We start from the raw sequence: 17,960 nt of genomic DNA, 5'->3' as shown, positions 1-17,960 counted from the left end.
GACCGGCTTCCCTGGGCCCCCGCGATGATCCATCTGCCCCCGCGCGTGCAAAGCATGACGATCCGCATGAAAACGGTCGCCCTGTCGGCGGCCTTCATGCTGGTGGTCTTCCTGTTGGTGACCTGGATGGTTTCGTACCAGATGGTCAGCCATTCCCGCCAGGACCGCAAACAGGTCCAGGCCGTCTACGTGGCCAGCAAGGAAAAGGAGTTGCGCCACTACGTCGAACTCGGTCACGCGACGCTGGCTCGCATCGCGCAGGGCAGCGGCGAGGAAGCCGCGCTGCAGCAACAGGTGCTCGCCGCGCTCTCGCGCATGCATTTCGGCAATGACGGCTACTTCTTTGTCTACGACCGCTTCGGCAACGTGCTGCTGAACCCCGGCAGCATGGGCATCGACGGGGTGGATTTCTGCGACCCGGCCGACAGCGGCAGCGACCAGGCCCGGATGCTGATCAACCAGGCGCACGCCGGCGGCGGCATTGTCCGATACAACTGGATCAAGCCGTCCTCGCGTGCCGAGGCGCCCAAGATGTCGTATGTCAGGACCGCCGACCAATGGGGATGGGTCATCGGCGCCGGCCTCTACATGGACGACATCGAGCGCGAACTGGCCGCGTTCGATGCCAACGCCGCCCGCACGCTGCGCGATACGCAAATCCGGCTCACTGCCTTCGCGATCGGCTCGGTGATGCTGATCAGCCTGGCCGGGCTGGCCTGGAACCTGCGCAACTCGCGCATCTCCGGCGAGAAACTGCGGCGCCTGGCGCGGCGCGTGGTCAGTTCGCAGGAAGAGGAGCGGGCCCGCGTGGCACGCGAGCTGCATGATGGCGTGGTACAGGTGCTGGTGTCGTCCAAGTACCTGCTGGAGACCGCTCAGGTTCATCTGGAACAGGACCCCGCAACAGATGCTGACAAGGACCGCCAGTCATCGCGCCGCCACGTGCCGCAGGCACTGCTGGCGCAGGGCCTGGGCCGCCTGCAGGAAGCCCTGGTCGAGATCCGGCGCGTCTCGCACGGTCTCCATCCGGCCTTGCTGACCGACCTGGGACTGGCCGCCGCGCTGCGCATGCTGGTCGAGCAGATGCGCCCGCAGCGCACCGTCGAACTGCGCTTCACGGAGCAGGGCGTCATCCCGCCGCTGTCGCAGTCCCAGCGCACCGCGCTGTTCCGGGTCGCACAGGAAGCCCTGAACAATGCCCTGACGCACGCGCACGCCGGCTGGGTCCAGGTCACGCTGGCCGGCAGCGGCCATCACGTCGCGCTGACGGTCGAGGACAACGGCCATGGCTTCGACCTGAACAAGGTCCGCGCCGATGGCAAGGGCGGCATCGGCCTGCGCAATATGCGCGAGCGCATCGAAAGCCTGGAAGGCAGCGACTTTGCCGTGCACACCGGGCCCGACGGCACGCGTGTCGAGGCAAGGCTGCGGCTACCGCCTCCAGAGCCCGAAGCACACATCAGGACCCGGCCCAAACGTCGCCTGGGCCATCATTCCCCTGCAAGGAGACCTGCCGCATGACCGCCAACCTTCGTGTGCTGCTGGTCGATGACCATCCGTTTGTGCTGGACGGCGTCCGCCTGCGCCTGGAGGCCACCGGCGAAATGACCGTGGTGGGCCAGGCGGCGAGCGTGGAGGAAGCCATCATGCTGGCCGGGCGGCATGGTCCGGACCTGGTGGTCTCGGACATCCACATGCCCGATGCCAACGGGCTGCAGCTTGCCGCGCGCTTTGCCGAACGCTTCCCCTCGGTGCGCGTGATCGCGCTGTCGATGCACAAGGATCCGGAGTACGTGCGGCGCGCCTTTGCCCTCGGCGTCGCCGCCTATGTCCTCAAGGAAGCGCCCGCACACGAACTGGTGACTGCGATCCGCACCGTCGCGGCCGGCGGCACTTACCTCAACGCCGAACTGCAGGCCTTCCTGCAGACCGACGAGCCGCCGCCGTCGTCGCGCCGCGCGCTGACGCCGAAGGAAGCCACAGTGCTGAAGCTGCTGGCCGAGGGGCGCTCCAACAAGGAGATCGCCGCGCGGCTCGGCACCTCGGTGCGCACCGTCGAAACGCACCGGCTGCACCTGCGCCGCAAGCTCCAGGTTGGCGGCCGCGCCGAGCTGGTCAAGTACGCGGTGCACTTCTCCGACCTGCACGCGATCCAGCTGGCTGACGCGGCACTGGCCGCGGACTGCTGACTGCCCTTTACCTGTGCGATGTGTCCCTGCCTGGTGCGGTTGCACCGCGGCAGGGCGATGGCGCGCACCATCGTTGGCGCGCAGAACGCGCTCTCTGTATTACTGCGTAGGGGAAAGTCGTGCTGCTGTCGCCGCCGTTGTTTGCGTAGACTTTTTTCCAGAACAGGCGCCAGGCATGCAAGCACGCAAACGCACCGCTGCGCCGAACGTGGGACACAACGGGAGAGCACCATGGACGAGCTGAAGCAAAAGCAGAGAGCGGCTGTCACAACGCCACCGCATCCGGAAGAGCTGGCGACGTGGACACCCAAGCGGCGCGAATTCCTGCGCATGCTGGCCTACGGTGCCGGCTCGCTGGCGCTGGCGCCGCTGATCAGCGCCTGCTCGGACGACGCCTCGGCGGCATCGTCTGACCTGCGTTCGCAACTGGCGCAGGACGAAGCCTTCTGGAACGAGGTGCAGGGCATGTTCGTGCTCAAGCCCGAGAAGGTCTACATGAACATCGGCACCGGCGGCTCGATGCCCAAGGTGGTGCTCGATGTCTTCAGCCAGGAAAACCTGGCCAAGGCCGCGGATTCCTCCAGCGGCTACGGCAACCTGGCCGACCTGCGCGCCGCCGTGGCCAAGGGCTTCGGCGTCGATGGCGACGAGGTCGCGTTCTCCGGCAATACCTCGTCGGGCATGTGCCATGCGATCCTCGGCATCAAGTGGGAGCCGGGCGATGTGGTGGTCACCACCAACCACGAACACGGCGGCGGCCTGACCCCGCTCAACATCGCGGTGGACCGCTACGGCATCGAGGTCTCGACCATTGCGCTGCCGGTCGGCAACAACCAGACCGCCAGCACCTATGTCCAGCTGTTCGACGAGCGCATCCGCGCGCTGAAGGGGCAGGGCAAGCGGGTACGCGCGATGATGTGGTCGTCGCCCACGTACAAGACCGGCACCATGCTGCCGATCGCCGACCTGATGCAAGTGGTGAAGACCCACAGCCTGATCAGCATCGTCGACGGTGCCCATCTGCCGGGCATGATGGCGTACGACTACGGCGCGCTGGGCATGGACTTCATGTCCGGCGCCGGCCACAAGTGGCAGTGCGGCCCCGGTTCCACCGGCATCCTGGTGATCCGCAACAAGATGCGCCCGTCCAATCCACTGCCGCTACCGGAGTGGTATCCGATCCATACCAGCTCTTACGTCAGGCAGGCGCGCGGCGCCTATGACATCGCCGCCACCGTGACCTCCTGCGGCAGCCTGCACGTGCCGATGTTCCGCGCACTGGCGCGCGCCTGCGAGATGTGGGACACCATCGGCAGAAAGAAGATCGAGACCTACGACCTGACGCTGTCGTCCTACCTGAAGGAGAAGATCGTCGAGCGCTGGGGCGTCGAGGCGCTGTACTCGCCCAAGGACGATCCGAAGCTGCTGTCCGCGCTGACCTGCTTCAATCCGTTCCGCAATCGCGACGATGTCATGAACCAGCAGAAGGCCACCTTGTTCGTCAACCGCATGCTGAGCGACTTCGCGCCGGGCTTCGTGATCCGCTCGGTGAACTTCGAGGTCATCGGCGCGCCGGCCCAGCACTATGGCATCCGCATTTCCACGCACCTGTGGCACGACGCGAACGACATCGACCGGCTGGTGGATTCGATGTGGACCCTGTCCGGCGCCATGGCCTGACAAGGGCTAAGCGGCCCCGTTTCAACACGACAAGAGTCAAGCCCATGAAACGCTCTATCGCTCTGATTGCCGCGGCGCTGTGCGGCGTGGCATCGCTCTCGGCCTGCGCCCAGCACGGTGGCACGCTGCGCGCCGTCGCTTCGGCCGACGCCCCCAAGGCCATCGGCCCATACTCCCAGGCGGTCCGCGCCGGCAACGTGCTGTACCTCGCCGGCCAGATACCCATCCATCCGAAGACCGGCGAGTTGCTCAAGGATGCGCCGATCGAAGCCCAGACCCGGCTGGTGCTCGACAACCTCAAGGCCGTGCTGGCGGCCGACGGCATGACCATGGCCGACGTCGTATCCACCACCGTCTACATGAAGGACCTGAACGACTTCGCCAAGATGAACGAGGTCTACGGGACCTACTTCACCGGCGTCACGCCGGCGCGGGCAACGGTGCAGGTCGCGCGCCTGCCGCGCGACGTTGCCGTGGAGATCGGGGCGATCGCGGTCAAGCCCTGAGGTTTTCTTGGGGGAAGAGGGCAGCGGGGTACGGTTTCGGCCGTCCCCCGCTGTTGGCATTGGGATTGCATCGCGATGGGAAGGGCGCGCGCGGATCCAGGATGTGCTTCACCTTTACAATGTCGCAAGCCGCATCCATTGCCTTGCGAGAACACCAGCAGGCGTGGATGCGCCCGCACGAATGGCGATGGCGCCAGGAGACCTTCAGATTGGAGTAAGGATGCAGCCGGGTATCGAAACACCAGACCGCGCTGCGGCATCGGCATCGGCTTCGGACAAGCCAGGCCGGAGCGCCGCCTTCACGGCCGGCATAGCGATCGGGATGATCGTTGGCATCGCGACCATCATGGTGATCGCCCTGGGCGAAGTCGACCCGTATCCGTTGGGTGCAAACCAGAGCCTGCGCTGGTGGTTGCTGCGATTTCCGCTGGTTTTTGCCGGGCTGTTCATCTTCGTCGCGGCTCAGATGCTTTTGGCCGCGATGATCCGCCCCATCGGCACACAGATCAGCGAGCTTGGCAGCGGCCTCTTGTACTTCCTGTTTCCCTGTGCCGTGGTCCTGGTGGCATTCGAGGGAGCAACCGTCATGAATCTCTACAACGCCGCGTACGGCACGCCATTGGCAGTGGATGCGCAGCGTTGGACCACCATCATTCAGCCGTCTGCGCATCGGACGCCTGCCAGGACCTACGTTCAATACAAGGTCCTGACGGGGCCGATGAAGGACGAAGTTTTTTCTGTCGGCTGGGATGGAACGGTTGGCCACGGGAGTTATGGGGATAATGGCAAGCCGGCCATCCTCTACCTGAGAAAAAGCTGGATGGGCACGTCCATCGTGAGCGTGAAAGAGTAGGGCGCACTCGTGGCGATTCCTGGACGCCGGCGTCTTCGGTCCGCGACAGTCGCAGAACGACCCAAGGCAGACATCCGGCAAGGGCGCTGCCGACGCTTGAATGCCGAACTGGTGATAGCTCCGTTCTGGAGCTAGTGGCGGCTAGCGACGGCGGCGTTGATTCGCGCTGCCCCGGCGCGCGCGTCGGGCACTCCGATCACCAGGCGGGCCCAGTCATTTCGAGCGAGCTCGATCACGATGGTTTGCAGCTTGCGCGAGGTGTAGACGAACTGCTTGTCGCCGCCTTTGATAAAGGTGCCTGCGGCGATCAGGCCCGGGAAATAGGTGCCTGGGAGGCGCAGACCTAGCGCTCTGCCATCGAAGCCATTGTCTTCGGTAGCGCCGCGAACCTGCGCAAGCGGCACGCGAAAGCTGCGGCGCAGCGACCAGATCGACTCCCACGGTGTCAGGTGGACAACGAGTTCGCGGTCAGTTAATTCGAGTCGAGGCATCGCTACTCCTTGTTGGGGGCGTGAGTAGGCAGGTGATCGAGCAGACGCGCGCCGAGCAGTTCGGCAGCGTCTTCTCCATAGGCCTGCAAGGCGTCGCGGCAACGGGCAGCGATCGGCAGATCTGTGGGCGCGAGTTCGCGCAAGGCGGTGATGAGGAGGTCGAGCACGGCCGCATCCCGGTACCATTCGCCCACAAGGACTCGGTCCAGCACCTTTTCGAACAGACCGCGCTTGGAACCGAATGCCTTGTACAGACTGCCTCGATGCAACGCCGTTGCCTCCACCAGGTCATCGACCGAGCAGGCGTTGTAGCCGATACGACCGAACACCTCCGCCGCGCGGGCAATGACATCGTCTTCGTCGAAGCTCCTCGGCCTAGCCACGCGACACCATTCACCAGTTATGGAACGATTGTTCAATAACACCGAGTGTGCAGGTTTTTGAACGCGTAGTCAACAATGCTCCGAGCGGGTCATGCGCCACGCCAGGGTGCAATACGGGCAAATGCTGGCCTATGAACGAGTCGGCAATCACCGAGGCTCGCGACCCGCGTCCGGCCGAATCAAGCTGACCAACTCCGGCAGCCGCTTGGCAATCGCCCGTTGTGCATCGTTCTCGATTTCTCTGTAGATCTTGAGGACATGCTCGCCCGTTGGCGTTAGCTTTGCGCCCCCGCCAGACGCCCCACCGCGTTGCTTCGTTACCAGTGGTTCCACGAAATCGGCATTCATGTCCGCCACGAGCGACCAGATTTTTTGGTAACTCATGCCCAAGCGTCGCCCGGTCTCGGCGATCGACCCCGTTTCTGCGATGCCCTCCAGGACATCGGCCTTGCCCGGTCCGATCGCTACGGCGTGCTTGATTTCGACGCGGAAACGGGTCTTGTCATCCCGCGACGAGGTGGTGAGTGTCGGTTTCATGAAAGCGATTATCACCCAAGCGCCCACACAACAATACGCCGCAGCCACTGTCAGCCGTCGTTGGCGGCGCCATGGTGGGGACGCTAGCGGGCTGCGTGAACGCGCAGCCACGCCCTGGCGGATTTCACGAATGCCGAAGGTGGCAGCGCTGTTCCCGTCTCGCCATATCGCGCTTCGAGCCAGCCCTGGCCAGGACGAATTCAGCGAAACTGTCCATGTCTGGCACCGCCGTACGCTGCTAGTCTTTTTCAAGACGACAAGGCCTGTTGCGCAAGGAGAATCGGAACATGAAGACCATTGGCCTGATCGGCGGCATGAGCTGGGAATCCTCGGCCGAATACTACCGACTGATCAACCAGGAAATGAAAGCACGGCTGGGTGGCCACAACAACGCCCGCAGCCTGATGGCCACCGTCTGCTTCGAAGAGATCAAGTCCTTGCAGCACGCCGGGCAATGGGACGAGCTTGGGCGGCTGATGCAGCAAGCCGCACGGCAGGTCCAGGCCGGCGGCGCCGATTTTGTGCTGCTCTGTACCAACACCATGCACCGGGTCGCGCCGGCGATCGAAGCGGTGCTTACGGTTCCCTTTCTCCATATCGTCGACCCGACCGCGCACGCGTTGCAACAGGCCGGCATCGGGCGCGTAGGCTTGCTCGGCACCCGCTTCACCATGGAGGAGGACTTCTACCGCGGGCGGATGCGCGACATGCACGGCATCGACGTCGTCGTGCCGGACCTGGCCGGGCGCGAACGGGTTCACGCCATCATCTACGAAGAACTCTGCCACGGCATCGTGCGCGACGCGGCCCGCGCCGACTACCAGCGCATCATTGCCGGGCTCGCGGCGCAAGGCGCCGAAGGCGTGATCCTTGGCTGCACGGAAATCACGCTGCTGATCGGGCAGGGGGATGTAGCGCTACCCGTGTTCGATACCACGGCGCTCCATGCGCAGGCCGGGGTGACGCTGGCGCTCGGTTGAGCGAACCGATCTCCGTCTTCCAACGGGGCATCTTGTCGTACTGAATCGGCCTGCGATGAATTCGGGCATGAAGGCGTTGGCAGCTTCCATCGTGCTGATGCCGCGCGGACCCTTCACAATAACTTAACACGTCTTAATCGCCGTCACCTTTCGTCTCCATCGGGCCTTGCATACAGTCGAGCCCACAAGGAGATTCCCCATGAAAGATGTGCTGGTGATCGGCGGCGGCAATGCCGCGCTGTGCGCCGCCTTGATGGCGCGCGAGGCGGGTGCCTCGGTGCTGCTGCTGGAGGGCTCGCCGCGCGAATGGCGCGGGGGCAATTCGCAGCACACCCGCAATTTGCGCTGCATGCACGAGGCCCCGCAGGATGTGCTGGTCGACGCCTACCCGGAAGAGGAGTACTGGCAGGACCTGCTGAAGGTGACGGGTGGCATCACCAACGAACGGCTGGCGCGCATGACGATCCGCGCGTCGTCGCGCTGCCGCGGCTGGATGCGCCGGCACGGCGTGCATTTCCAGCCGCCGCTGTCGGGCGCGCTGCATGTGGCGCGCACCAATGCCTTTTTCATGGGCGGCGGCAAGGCGCTCGTCAACGCCTATTTCCGCAGCGCCGAGGCCCTCGGTGTCGGGATCCGCTACGACACCCAGGTGGTTGCCATCGAGCGCGACGGCGATCGTTTCGTCGCGGCCGTGACCGCCGCCGGCGAACGCATCGAGGCCAGATCCTGCGTGCTGGCCGCCGGCGGGTTCGAGTCGAACCGTGACTGGCTGCGCGAAGCCTGGGGCCAGAACGAACGCGGCGAATGGCCGTCGGACAACTTCCTGATCCGGGGCACGCGCTTCAACCAAGGCGTGCTGCTGCGCCATATGATCGACGCAGGCGCCGATGCGATCGGCGATCCGACCCAGGCGCATATGGTGGCGATCGACGCACGCGCGCCGCTTTATGACGGGGGCATCTGCACGCGCATCGACTGTGTTTCGCTCGGCGTGGTCGTCAATCGCGACGGCGAGCGCTTCTACGACGAGGGCGAGGACTTCTGGCCCAAGCGCTACGCCATCTGGGGAAGGCTGGTCGCGCAACAGCCAGGCCAGATCGGCTACTCGATCATCGACCAGAAGGCCATCGGCCGCTTCATGCCGCCGGTGTTCCCGGGCACCAGCGCCAATACGCTCGGCGAACTGGCGCGCAAGCTCGGTGTGCCGGAAGCCAGCTTCGTGCGGACCGTCGAAGCCTTCAACGCCGCCTGCCGGCCCGGTACCTTCGACCACACGGTGCTGGACGACTGCGCCACCGGCGGCATCGCCCCGGCCAAGACGCACTGGGCGCGGCCGCTCGACACGCCGCCCTATGTCGGCTACGCGCTGCGTCCCGGCGTGACCTTCACCTACCTGGGCCTCAAGGTCAACGAGAACGCTCAGGTCCACTTCCATGGCAGGCCCAGCCCGAACCTGTTCGTCGCCGGCGAGATGATGGCCGGCAACGTGCTGGGCAAGGGCTATACCGCCGGCGTCGGCATGGCGATCGGCACGGCCTTTGGCCGCATCGCCGGCGTGGGCGCCGCGCGCGCGTGCGGCTTCCGACATCCCGATTTCGAAATGGAGCAGTCCAATGCCATCGCTGGCTGAACTGGTAGACCAGGCTAGTGCCAACGCCCAAGGCCTGGGCGGCACTGACCGGCGCGTGATTCCGATCCACCCCGTCTTGCCGCTGACGGCTGCCGAAGGCGAAGTCGCGCGCATCCTGCAGATCTGCAATGCCTGCCGCTATTGCGAAGGCTTCTGCGCGGTGTTCCCCGCGATGACGCGGCGGCTCGAGTTCGGCCGCGCCGACGTGCACTATATGGCCAACCTGTGCCACAACTGCGGCGCCTGCCTGCATGCCTGCCAGTACGCGCCGCCGCATGAGTTCGGCGTCAACATCCCGGTGGCGATGGCGGAAGTCCGTGGCCAGACCTACCAGGACTATGCCTGGCCGCCAGTGCTGGGAAAGCTGTACCGGCGCAATGGCCTGACCGTTTCGCTGGCCCTGGCGCTGGCGCTGACCCTGTTCCTGCTGCTGGCCGTGGCGCTCAACGGTACGTTGTGGGGCGGTCCTGTCCGCGGCAATTTCTACGCGCTGTTCCCGCACAACCTGGTGGTGTCGATGTTTGCACCGGTGTTCGGCTTCGTCGTGCTTGCGCTGGCGATGGGCGTGCGCAGGTTCTGGCGCGAAGTCACCCCGGCGACGAGCGGCGCGCCTGTGAGCGCGCCAGCGGCGGCCGAGGCGGGGGCCGCCGTGCTGCGGCTGAAATACCTCGACGGCGGCCACGGTGCCGGCTGCAACAATGCCGACGACGCCTTCACGCTGTCGCGCCGGCGTTTCCATCATCTGACATTCTATGGCTTCGCGCTGTGCTTTGCCGCCACCGCCGTGGCGACGATCTATCACTATGCCTTCGGCTGGCACGCGCCATACGAACTGCCGAGCTTGCCCAAGGTGCTCGGCGCCCTCGGCGGCGTCAGTCTCGCGATCGGCACGGCGGGGCTCGGCTGGCTCAACCTGCAACGCCACCGCCTGCATCTCGCTCACGGCCAGCGGCCGATGGACCTGGGCTTCATCGCCTTGCTGTTCCTGACTGCTACCAGCGGCCTGGCGCTGTGGATGGGCCGCGGCTCGCCGGCAATGGCGATCCTCTTATGCCTGCACCTGGGTGCGGTGATGGCGCTGTTCACCACCATGCCCTACGGCAAGTTTGCCCACGGTGTGTTCCGCAGTGCCGCGCTGCTGCGCCATGCAGTGGAAAAGCGCCGGCCGAACCCGGTCGGGCTCGGGTCGGACTGACCAGCCGACGCCCGGCCACCCCCTGGGCCTTTCGCCAACAACTCTTTCCAGAACGACAATACGGAGACCGATTCCATGGACCGTCGACTGATCCTGCGCGCCACCTTGCTGACCGCGCTCTGCTTTTCCTTCTCATCGGGTTCTGCGCAGGCGCAACCCATCGCCGGCGGCAAGCCGGTCACGCTGGTGGTGGGCTTTGCCGCCGGCGGTGCAGCCGATGCGGCCGCGCGGCTGATTGCCAAAAAACTTGCGGACAACCTCGGCCAGCCGGTTGTGGTCGACAACCGTGGTGGTGCCGGCGGCAATATCGCCCACCAGCTGGTGGCGCGCGGTCCGGCGGACGGCAGCATGCTGCTGTTCGGCTCGATCGGGCCGCTGACCATTGCGCCACACCTGATGAAGCTGCCCTACGATCCGTTCAAGGACCTGGCTCCGGTCTCGGGCGGCGTGAACTTTCCCAATATGCTGGTGGTGCACAAGGGCGCCGGCGTGAACAACCTGGCCGAGCTGGTCGCGCTGGCGAAGAAGAAGCCAGGGACTGTGGACTACGCGTCCACCGGCGCCGGCTCCGCCTCGCATCTTGCCGGCGAACTGTTCAACCAGCGCGCCGGCATCGAGATGGTTCATATCCCCTACAAGGGCGGGGCACCGGCACTGCAGGATTTGCTTGGCCAGCGCGTGACCTCATATTTTTCCGCACCGCCGACCGCGATGCCGCAGGTCGAGGCCGGCAAGCTCTTGCCGCTCGCCACCACCGGGCCGGTGCGGCCGGCGTACCTGCCCAATGTGCCCACCGTGGCGGAATCCGGCTACCCCGGCTTCGAGGCGCTGAACTGGTATGCCTTCGTGGCTCCGGGCAAGACGCCGGTTCCGGTCCTCGATCGCTGGAACCAGGAGATCGTCAAGGTGCTGAACGACGCCGGCGTGAAGGATGCCCTGAATAAGCATGGCCTGACCCCGCAGCCGACCACGCGGCCGGAACTGCTCGCCTTCATGAAGAAAGAAAGCGCAAAGTGGGGCGCGATCGTCAGGGAGCGGAAGATCACGGTCGATTGAGGCCGGCAATCGGGTCGGGACGGCAGCGCCGCCGTGCCGGCCTCAATCCTTGTGCAGCGTCGCGCCGAACCAAGCGCCGTCGCGCACCAGGCTGCGCGCGGTATCGGCCAGCACGACCCGCGCCGCCAGTGCCGCCGGCGACAGCTCATCATCGGAAAGGCTGGCCAGCAGGTTGTGCCGCCCGACCTGGGCGTCGGCCACCGGCGCGCGGATCAGCGTCGGATCATTGAGGCGCGCGAGCGCCGCGCCCGGCTGGATGGTGGCGCCAAAGCCCGCGCGCACCGCATCCATCAGCAGCGACAGGCCGTCGATCTCCGCCACCACGTTCGGCGTCACGCGCACCCGCGCAAAGGCCGCATCGAGCAGGGCGCGCAAGCCGTGGCTCGCGCTCGGCAAGATCAGCGGCAGTTCCCCCAACTGCGCGAGCCGGGCGCGCTGGCCCTTCGGCAGGCCTGGCAAGCCCGGAGCCCCAAGCACATAAAGCTTCTCGTCGAGCAGCGGCGTCACGCTCCAGCGGCGCGCGGTCTCGGTGCGGAATACGATGGCCAGGTCCAGCCGCCGCGCATTGAGCATCTCGCTCAGATGCCCGGACAGCGCCTCGACCACGTGGACCCGCACGTCGGGATAGCGCGCCGCCATGGCACGCAGCAGCGGCACGCCCAGCACCGCGGCGGTGGTCGAAGCCAGCCCGATGCTGACATGGCCGGACAGCCGCGCCTGCTGCGCGGCCCGTACCGCATCGTCGGCGTGGCGCAGCGTCAGCTGGGCCTGCCGCAGGAAGGCCAGTCCGGCATCGGTCGGCACCACGCCCGTGGATTGGCGCTGCAGCAGGCGCGTGGACAATTCGCGCTCGAGCCGGCTGATCTGCTGGCTGAGCGCGGAGGTGGCGAGCTCCAGTTCGAGCGCTGCCTTGCCGAAGCTGCCTAGTTCGCAGACCTTGGCGAAATAGCGGAGTTGACGCAGTTCCATGGAGTATTCGGTGGCATCGCACTATGCGAGCGCCGCGGCGACGGAGCATTGGCTGGCACGTCGTTGCGTGCGGCATGCCGCCGAATGGTAGCACCTGGCAGGATAGGGGCGCGCATGGGAGCAGGGCACAGAACTGTCCGGGCGGGTTTTGAAGCAGGGTACCCGCCCGGGCGGGCCTTTGACTGCTTCCTTGCGGAGCAAATCATGACGGACTTGCGGGCGGGGTCGGTGCAGGGGTAGCGCCGGCCGGCTGTGTAATTACTCACAGCCGCCCCCGGCCTATTACTATCTTCATCGTAGGGCCGGAGGCTCGAATCCTCTACCGCGATCGCAACGTTCATCGCGATGCAGCGAGCTTTCGACCCTCTATTTTCATTTCTATCTCCCGCAGCAGAGATTCCAGCACATGCCGAACGGTATCGTCCACGACGCCGGTCATCGTCATCTCCCCCAGGAAGCCCCGCAATAGCGCATGAATCTCGCACCAGCACGCCGTCATGGCATCGTCATTGCCCGGTGGGAGACGATGCTGCGCGGGGTGTGCACGCTGCGCTTCACTGGCGACTTCCACGAGTCTTGACAGCGACTGAACTCCTGCTGCAACAGCGAGGTCGGCCAGCGCCACCCGGAACCGCAGCACGAGGTTGCGATAATGACGATCAATCACCGCCGCGAACAAGGCCTCCTTACACGGATAATATTGGTAGAGCGAGCCTATGCTCACGCCGGCCGCGTCGGCAATATGATTCGTGCTCGCCCTGGCCTGGCCGTCACTGGCCAAAATGCGCGAGGTCGCTTCTATCAAGGCGTCGACCGTCGCGCGCGCCCGCGCCTGCGAGGCGAATTTTCTGGGCCTGGTCGCGACAGGTGTAGTACGGGTCGACCGCATACCGGCACTGCGCTAGATCCGCAGCCCGAGCATGCCTGCACTGATCAAGGTGGCGACTGTTATAGCACCAGCGATCAGGCCCCAGGTGATCCGTGCAAGCCTTGCCTCCGCCATGCCGTGGGCGCGCAATACAATGCGCAGCCCGCAGGCCAGATGGACCAAGAGGGCCAGCACCGCAAGACTATAGTGCGGCACCAGGCGAATGTCCCAGCTATCCATCAGCAATCCCCTGGGGACCGAGGTAGCCCAGGCATAATCTGTCTCGATGCCGAAATGGCGGGCCAGGGTGAACACCGAATTCATATGGGTCAGGATGTACACCGTCAAGTAGAGGCCTGATGCGCGTTGCAGGGAATCGAGCAGCCCGCGCCCTGGGCGCCCGGCAGTGCGCAGCAGCACGAGGCCACTCAGCACTTGGAACAGAAAGCCGGCGACGATAACCGGCTCCACCAGGTCGTGGCGATACGCTGAACGAAGTACAAGCATCACTTCCCTGTGCAGCCCGGCGCCCAGGATGCCCAGGGAATGGTTGAAGAGATGGGGGCCAAGGAACAGGCAGAGAAGCGCGAGCGCGACGATGCCGTGTGCTGTGCGCAGCCGCATGTGCCGCTTGGGCGCCGTCATTCCTGCCCGGTCATCGCGTCTGACGTAGGCCAGCAGAACAGCGAGGCAGGTCGCGGCTGCGCACAGACCCAGCCAGACGACCTGGTCGGATATCGTGATCTTCGCAAGGTAGAGCACTACGCCCACCAAGGTATAGGCAGGAGGGACGACCACCGCCCAGCTCGCGATCCGGGCAAGGCCTTCGTTGCTCCCTTCGTCCGACTGCCGGAGAAAGTACGCGACTCCCAAGCCGGACAGCGGCGCAAGGAATGCAAGCAGCAGCCAGGCGCTGCCGATCGCCAGATCGCCGCCGACGAACGCCGCATGCGCCGCGCTAAGAAGGGACGGATAGATCAGCATGGCACCAAGCGGGAGCAACATGGCGCGTACCGCGACATTTTGCGCCGCATGTGCGAAGGCGGATTTGAACAATAAAGCCACGACAAGCCTCCTGTAGAAAACGTAGGCATAATTGCGCAGCTCAAATTTCTTGAACAGCTGGCGGAAGGGAAACGCCGCGGTGACAGGAAGTTGACGGTTTCGAGGACGAGTTTGATGAATAATCTTTCTGCCATCGTGGCCTTCGTCAAGGTCGCAACTGTGTTGAATTTCGCCACGGCGGCGCGCGAACTCGGCTTGTCACGGGCAGCTGTCAGCAAGAGCATACAAAGGCTCGAGACCTCGCTCGACGTACGCCTGTTTCATCGTGACACCCGCAGTGTCAGTCTGACCGATGAAGGCAAGGTGTATCTGGACAAGATCCGCCCGCTGATGGAAGGGATCAATGCGGCGGCTGACGAACTGGACAAGTACCGCACTGGGCCTTACGGAACGGTCAAAGTGAGCGCCACAGTCGGATTCGGACGGCATGTCATACTTCCCGTGATTTCAGACTTCCTCCATGCCTATCCCGACATCAAGATCGACCTGATCCTGGAAGACAGGCATGCGGACCTGGTCTCCGAACAGATCGATATCGCCATCCGTAACGGCGCGTTGGGCGATCAGGACATCATCTCCAGGAAGCTGGCGAACATGCAGATCCTGGTGTGCGGATCTCCAGCCTATTTCGCGCGCCGTGGCGTGCCGACCTCGCCGGACGATCTTGCCGGACATGATTGCATCGGATTTCGATCCACCACCACGGGTCGCCTATTCGGCTGGGAATTCGAGAAAGCGGGCGAGATGCTCATTCGCCCGATCGAGAGCCGCGTCACCGTGAACGACGTGGCATCCGCAATTGAACTGGCCATCGCAGGGCAAGGCCTGGTGCAGGTAGGGGCCTACCAGCTGAAGGAACACATCCGGGCCGGCCGCTTGCGACCCGTGCTTACCGACTATCTTGCATCGCACCGGGGACACCACGCATGCTACGCAAGCCGTCGGCAACTGCCCGTGCGAGTGAGGACTTTCCTGGATTTCTTGCGCGCCAAGGTAAGCGACGCAGATACCTGCATGGACCGCGAGGAGCTAGCCCAGTTTCGCGCCCTGCCTTAGAACGGTGACGGAATATATGGCTTCTTGAACATGACCGCCATGATTGAGACATACAGGGCAAGGAAGGCGACGCGCCCCAGAAGTGCGCGCTTGTCGCGCGATAGCGCGGCCACTCCCTCGCCAGCCCCTATGGCGCCCTCAAGCGCCAGCATCCAAGGCCTGACCCAGGTACGCGCCACCATGGCCCACAACCCGATGAGGGCGAGCGACAATAGCAGCCAAGGGGTTAGCAGCGGCCATGGCCCGGTAATGACCAATGCCAAGCCGGCAAACAAGCCGACGCCGGCAAGCATGTGGCTGGTCCGATTCGCGACCAGGACTACCCTGGCCAGGGCACTGCGGTCCGTGCGCACGCCTGCGATCAAGACTTCGGCGGCAAGCAGGGCGGCAAGCGAGGCGAACAGAAGCGATGCATGTATCCGCACTAAGGCTGTGTAATCCATGTGGGGTCCTTTCATCAGCAGGGCTAAATGGTTGCGAACATGGTACTGCGCTGAGCTTTTACCTGACTACTCGCATTCCACCGCCTGCACCAGATGACCAAACCATCGACGACGGCGCACTGAACCTGCAACTCACGCGGCCAAACGGAGACGTAGAGTCAGAGCCTTGGAACAAGCACAGCCATGCTTCGGCCGAGGTAGCTACACGGCGCTATAACTAATGCGCCAGCGACTGCCGCCAGCATGCCAGCCTGGGCAAGGGGGTACGACAATTCTATTTGGCTCAAATGCGACATTACTATTTGGGTCTAACAAATCATGTCCAGGCGGTTTTGAAAGGTCGCCCCTTCACGCCATCGGCTTGCCATGGCGCTCGACATAGGCGCACGTGGCGGTGAAATACGCTAGGGTCGATTCCGTTGGCGCGAACAGCAGCTGCATCAGCCGCCCGGTCGCGTCATCGACATAGACCAGCAGCGTGCACGCCGGCGCCCGGTCCTCGAACCAGGCGTGGTCGCTGCCATCGATCTGCACCAGCTCGCCCAGGCAGGCGCGGCGGTTGCGCGGCTGGTGCACCTTGGGTGGGCGCAGCTTCCTCGGGACCCAGAAACCGGCGTCGATCATGATCCGGCGTACGCACGCCGGTGAAATCTCGATGCCATGGCGCTCGCGCAGCTTCTCGGTAGCCAGGGTCGGGCCGAAGTCGGCATAGCTGTCACGGATCAGGCCGCGCACGCGGGATTCCAGCCCTGGCGGCAATTGCCGGTTGCTGGGACGACCGCGCTTGCGCGAAACCAGTCCGCTCGGCCCATCCTCCAAGAGTCGCAAAACAAGCCGTCTAACGTGCCGGGCGCTGATGCCTAGACGCTCGGCGGCGTGCCAGCGCGCCAAGTGCCCATCGGCGACAGCCTGAATCACCTTCATGCGGTCAACTTCGCGCATGCTCATGGTCACCAATCCCTGTTCGTGCATGGCTGCCTCCCGTAGCGCCCGACGAACTTCGGAGCTTACGGAGGGACAGCCCTAGGTGACATCTCTAATGATCCCAAAGGTGACATTACTAATAACGGCTAACAACTACGTTGCGCATAATAAGTGTTATGTCAAATTTATAACGCCATCGACTTCGTGCACTTGAGCCACGTAGCGACGGCCGTCCACTTCGACATCGATTTCCATTTTCCTTACTTTAGGAGCCGCATTCCGGCGACCTTGGCTGCTTTCGTGTCAAACGTCATCGTGTACTCGCACTGCGCATCGTGACACATCCGTTCGATGAGGCAGTCGGCGAAATCCGCCGACGAGCTGCCATACAGGCGCAACGCCTTCCACACTGTCTCTGCCGCTTCGACTACCAGCTCCTTCGTTCGTAGCAGCGTCTCGACCACCTGCGTGATTTCATCGCGGTCGGCACCATACGCCCGCGCTAGCACCCACACGACTTCGACCAGCGCTACTTGGGTGACATAACCCGGCGAGTCTGCGGTCAGCGACTCAATAAGTTCTGTAGCTCGCTTAGCCTGTGCAGGATCATCCTGCGCGAAATACCGGATCAGCACATTTGTGTCGAGACCGATCATCGGGCCGCGGCTCCCTGTTCTGCTATAGCGGCATTCATGTCGTCAATCGAGACCGGCTTAGCGGGCTTGCGGATAATGCCTTTGAGAGCGGTTACCGAGCGAGTGGCAGGGACCACTTCATAGCCTCCCGTTTGTTCATTAAGCACGAACTCGATCCGGTCCCCGGTAGATAGGCCTAAATGGGTCCGCACATCCACAGGAATCGTCACCTGTCCTTTTGATGTCAAGGTTGCAGAAGCCATAGCCCCTCCTTATATCCAAATCCTTACTTTAAGGTAAGGAATAAGGAAGTGCAAGGGGATAGCCCTTCTCGAATTTAGTCAGTAAAAGTGGCCTACGCGGCATACTTGCACCGGTTTTCAGAGGCTGTCCCCGACATCCGCCATGGCCTCCATTCGCTCCTGACCGGTGCCAGCGGCGGCAGCTTGCATAGCGCCTCGATGGCCTAGTCTGCTGCCTGCCCTCCCCGCCCGTTCGGC

At 64.1% G+C, this 17,960-nt stretch carries 19 protein-coding genes and 1 pseudogene; 10 read left to right on the top strand and 10 right to left on the bottom strand.

What is annotated here, in order from left to right:
* The first annotated feature begins 66 nt into the window (after positions 1 to 66).
* From LIN44_RS18055 to LIN44_RS18035, 5 genes are all read left to right on the top strand, one after another.
* Positions 67 to 1,521 carry a cache domain-containing protein gene (locus LIN44_RS18055; protein ID WP_227315643.1) on the top strand — a complete coding sequence of 485 codons (1,455 nt, stop codon included), beginning with the start codon at positions 67 to 69 and terminating at the stop codon, positions 1,519 to 1,521.
* Positions 1,518 to 2,189 (top strand): response regulator transcription factor, encoded by a 672-nt coding sequence (locus LIN44_RS18050; protein WP_227315642.1) that lies wholly within the window; start codon positions 1,518 to 1,520, stop codon positions 2,187 to 2,189. Before LIN44_RS18055 ends, LIN44_RS18050 begins: the two co-directional genes overlap by 4 nt.
* 231 nt (positions 2,190 to 2,420) lie before the next feature.
* Positions 2,421 to 3,869 carry an aminotransferase class V-fold PLP-dependent enzyme gene (locus LIN44_RS18045; protein WP_227315641.1) on the top strand — a complete coding sequence of 483 codons (1,449 nt, stop codon included), beginning with the start codon at positions 2,421 to 2,423 and terminating at the stop codon, positions 3,867 to 3,869.
* 44 nt (positions 3,870 to 3,913) lie between these two features.
* The gene (locus LIN44_RS18040; protein WP_227315640.1) at positions 3,914 to 4,375 is read left to right on the top strand and encodes a RidA family protein; all 462 of its coding nucleotides are present in this window, start codon (positions 3,914 to 3,916) and stop codon (positions 4,373 to 4,375) included.
* A 220-nt stretch (positions 4,376 to 4,595) separates the two neighbouring features.
* Positions 4,596 to 5,228, top strand: coding sequence for a hypothetical protein (locus LIN44_RS18035; RefSeq protein WP_227315639.1), 633 nt, complete (start codon positions 4,596 to 4,598; stop codon positions 5,226 to 5,228).
* Between the two features lie 131 nt (positions 5,229 to 5,359).
* On the opposite strand, the gene LIN44_RS18030 is transcribed toward LIN44_RS18035, so the two are convergent.
* The 3 genes from LIN44_RS18030 to LIN44_RS18020 form a co-directional block, all read right to left on the bottom strand.
* Positions 5,360 to 5,719: a hypothetical protein gene (locus LIN44_RS18030; RefSeq protein WP_227315638.1), complete on the bottom strand. Its 360-nt coding sequence runs from the start codon at positions 5,717 to 5,719 to the stop codon at positions 5,360 to 5,362.
* 2 nt (positions 5,720 to 5,721) lie between these two features.
* Positions 5,722 to 6,138, bottom strand: a complete 417-nt coding sequence (locus LIN44_RS18025; RefSeq protein WP_227315637.1) for a helix-turn-helix domain-containing protein — start codon at positions 6,136 to 6,138, stop codon at positions 5,722 to 5,724.
* 111 nt (positions 6,139 to 6,249) lie between these two features.
* A complete protein-coding gene (locus LIN44_RS18020) occupies positions 6,250 to 6,639 on the bottom strand; it encodes a winged helix-turn-helix domain-containing protein (RefSeq protein WP_227315636.1) in 390 nt (129 codons plus the stop codon).
* Positions 6,640 to 6,926: 287 nt separating this feature from the next.
* Here LIN44_RS18020 and LIN44_RS18015 point away from each other — a divergent pair, with 287 nt between their 5' ends.
* The 4 genes from LIN44_RS18015 (at position 6,927) to LIN44_RS18000 (ending at position 11,500) form a co-directional block, all read left to right on the top strand.
* A complete protein-coding gene (locus LIN44_RS18015) occupies positions 6,927 to 7,619 on the top strand; it encodes an aspartate/glutamate racemase family protein (RefSeq protein ID WP_227315635.1) in 693 nt (230 codons plus the stop codon).
* A gap of 199 nt (positions 7,620 to 7,818) precedes the next feature.
* A complete protein-coding gene (gene tcuA / locus LIN44_RS18010) occupies positions 7,819 to 9,249 on the top strand; it encodes an FAD-dependent tricarballylate dehydrogenase TcuA (RefSeq protein ID WP_227315634.1) in 1,431 nt (476 codons plus the stop codon).
* The gene (gene tcuB, locus LIN44_RS18005) at positions 9,233 to 10,444 is read left to right on the top strand and encodes a tricarballylate utilization 4Fe-4S protein TcuB (RefSeq protein ID WP_227315633.1); all 1,212 of its coding nucleotides are present in this window, start codon (positions 9,233 to 9,235) and stop codon (positions 10,442 to 10,444) included. The genes tcuA and tcuB overlap by 17 nt, the downstream gene beginning before the upstream one ends.
* Positions 10,445 to 10,519: 75 nt before the next feature.
* Positions 10,520 to 11,500, top strand: a complete 981-nt coding sequence (locus LIN44_RS18000) for a tripartite tricarboxylate transporter substrate binding protein (protein ID WP_227315632.1) — start codon at positions 10,520 to 10,522, stop codon at positions 11,498 to 11,500.
* 42 nt (positions 11,501 to 11,542) lie between these two features.
* On the opposite strand, the gene LIN44_RS17995 is transcribed toward LIN44_RS18000, so the two are convergent.
* The 3 genes from LIN44_RS17995 to LIN44_RS17985 form a co-directional block, all read right to left on the bottom strand.
* Positions 11,543 to 12,469: a LysR substrate-binding domain-containing protein gene (locus LIN44_RS17995; protein ID WP_227315631.1), complete on the bottom strand. Its 927-nt coding sequence runs from the start codon at positions 12,467 to 12,469 to the stop codon at positions 11,543 to 11,545.
* Between the two features lie 337 nt (positions 12,470 to 12,806).
* Positions 12,807 to 13,358 carry a TetR/AcrR family transcriptional regulator gene (locus tag LIN44_RS17990; protein ID WP_227315630.1) on the bottom strand — a complete coding sequence of 184 codons (552 nt, stop codon included), beginning with the start codon at positions 13,356 to 13,358 and terminating at the stop codon, positions 12,807 to 12,809.
* 12 nt (positions 13,359 to 13,370) lie between these two features.
* Positions 13,371 to 14,402 carry a hypothetical protein gene (locus LIN44_RS17985; RefSeq protein ID WP_227315629.1) on the bottom strand — a complete coding sequence of 344 codons (1,032 nt, stop codon included), beginning with the start codon at positions 14,400 to 14,402 and terminating at the stop codon, positions 13,371 to 13,373.
* Between the two features lie 114 nt (positions 14,403 to 14,516).
* On the opposite strand from LIN44_RS17985, the gene LIN44_RS17980 reads away from it, so the two are divergent.
* A complete protein-coding gene (locus tag LIN44_RS17980; RefSeq protein WP_227315628.1) occupies positions 14,517 to 15,458 on the top strand; it encodes a LysR family transcriptional regulator in 942 nt (313 codons plus the stop codon).
* Here LIN44_RS17980 and LIN44_RS17975 read toward each other — a convergent pair.
* The 4 genes and pseudogenes from LIN44_RS17975 to LIN44_RS17960 form a co-directional block, all read right to left on the bottom strand.
* Positions 15,455 to 15,901 (bottom strand): hypothetical protein, encoded by a 447-nt coding sequence (locus tag LIN44_RS17975; RefSeq protein ID WP_227315627.1) that lies wholly within the window; start codon positions 15,899 to 15,901, stop codon positions 15,455 to 15,457. The two genes, LIN44_RS17980 and LIN44_RS17975, sit on opposite strands and share 4 nt — an antisense overlap.
* Before the next feature lie 351 nt (positions 15,902 to 16,252).
* Positions 16,253 to 16,873 (bottom strand): annotated as a pseudogene (locus LIN44_RS17970) (ISNCY family transposase); the annotation flags it as partial.
* A gap of 212 nt (positions 16,874 to 17,085) precedes the next feature.
* Positions 17,086 to 17,481, bottom strand: coding sequence for a PIN domain-containing protein (locus LIN44_RS17965; RefSeq protein ID WP_227315626.1), 396 nt, complete (start codon positions 17,479 to 17,481; stop codon positions 17,086 to 17,088).
* Positions 17,478 to 17,723: an AbrB/MazE/SpoVT family DNA-binding domain-containing protein gene (locus tag LIN44_RS17960; protein WP_227315625.1), complete on the bottom strand. Its 246-nt coding sequence runs from the start codon at positions 17,721 to 17,723 to the stop codon at positions 17,478 to 17,480. Before LIN44_RS17960 ends, LIN44_RS17965 begins: the two co-directional genes overlap by 4 nt.
* Positions 17,724 to 17,960: the final 237 nt, after the last annotated feature.

Origin of the sequence: Cupriavidus sp. MP-37 (assembly GCF_020618415.1) — a bacterium.
Taxonomy (GTDB): domain Bacteria; phylum Pseudomonadota; class Gammaproteobacteria; order Burkholderiales; family Burkholderiaceae; genus Cupriavidus.
The sequence above is the reverse complement of the archived record's forward strand: the minus strand, read 5'-3'. Positions and strand labels throughout refer to the sequence as shown.

Coding starts and splice junctions, on each gene's coding strand:
- tcuA (WP_227315634.1), top strand. CDS start 7,819: ATGAAAGATGTGCTGGTGATCGGCGGCGGCAATGCCGCGCTGTGCGCC.
- LIN44_RS18020 (WP_227315636.1), bottom strand. CDS start 6,639: ATGAAACCGACACTCACCACCTCGTCGCGGGATGACAAGACCCGTTTC.
- LIN44_RS18015 (WP_227315635.1), top strand. CDS start 6,927: ATGAAGACCATTGGCCTGATCGGCGGCATGAGCTGGGAATCCTCGGCC.
- LIN44_RS17980 (WP_227315628.1), top strand. CDS start 14,517: ATGAATAATCTTTCTGCCATCGTGGCCTTCGTCAAGGTCGCAACTGTG.
- LIN44_RS17965 (WP_227315626.1), bottom strand. CDS start 17,481: ATGATCGGTCTCGACACAAATGTGCTGATCCGGTATTTCGCGCAGGAT.
- LIN44_RS18050 (WP_227315642.1), top strand. CDS start 1,518: ATGACCGCCAACCTTCGTGTGCTGCTGGTCGATGACCATCCGTTTGTG.
- LIN44_RS17990 (WP_227315630.1), bottom strand. CDS start 13,358: ATGCGGTCGACCCGTACTACACCTGTCGCGACCAGGCCCAGAAAATTC.
- LIN44_RS18035 (WP_227315639.1), top strand. CDS start 4,596: ATGCAGCCGGGTATCGAAACACCAGACCGCGCTGCGGCATCGGCATCG.
- LIN44_RS17975 (WP_227315627.1), bottom strand. CDS start 15,901: ATGGATTACACAGCCTTAGTGCGGATACATGCATCGCTTCTGTTCGCC.
- LIN44_RS18040 (WP_227315640.1), top strand. CDS start 3,914: ATGAAACGCTCTATCGCTCTGATTGCCGCGGCGCTGTGCGGCGTGGCA.
- tcuB (WP_227315633.1), top strand. CDS start 9,233: ATGCCATCGCTGGCTGAACTGGTAGACCAGGCTAGTGCCAACGCCCAA.
- LIN44_RS17960 (WP_227315625.1), bottom strand. CDS start 17,723: ATGGCTTCTGCAACCTTGACATCAAAAGGACAGGTGACGATTCCTGTG.
- LIN44_RS18045 (WP_227315641.1), top strand. CDS start 2,421: ATGGACGAGCTGAAGCAAAAGCAGAGAGCGGCTGTCACAACGCCACCG.
- LIN44_RS18000 (WP_227315632.1), top strand. CDS start 10,520: ATGGACCGTCGACTGATCCTGCGCGCCACCTTGCTGACCGCGCTCTGC.
- LIN44_RS17995 (WP_227315631.1), bottom strand. CDS start 12,469: ATGGAACTGCGTCAACTCCGCTATTTCGCCAAGGTCTGCGAACTAGGC.
- LIN44_RS18030 (WP_227315638.1), bottom strand. CDS start 5,719: ATGCCTCGACTCGAATTAACTGACCGCGAACTCGTTGTCCACCTGACA.
- LIN44_RS18055 (WP_227315643.1), top strand. CDS start 67: ATGAAAACGGTCGCCCTGTCGGCGGCCTTCATGCTGGTGGTCTTCCTG.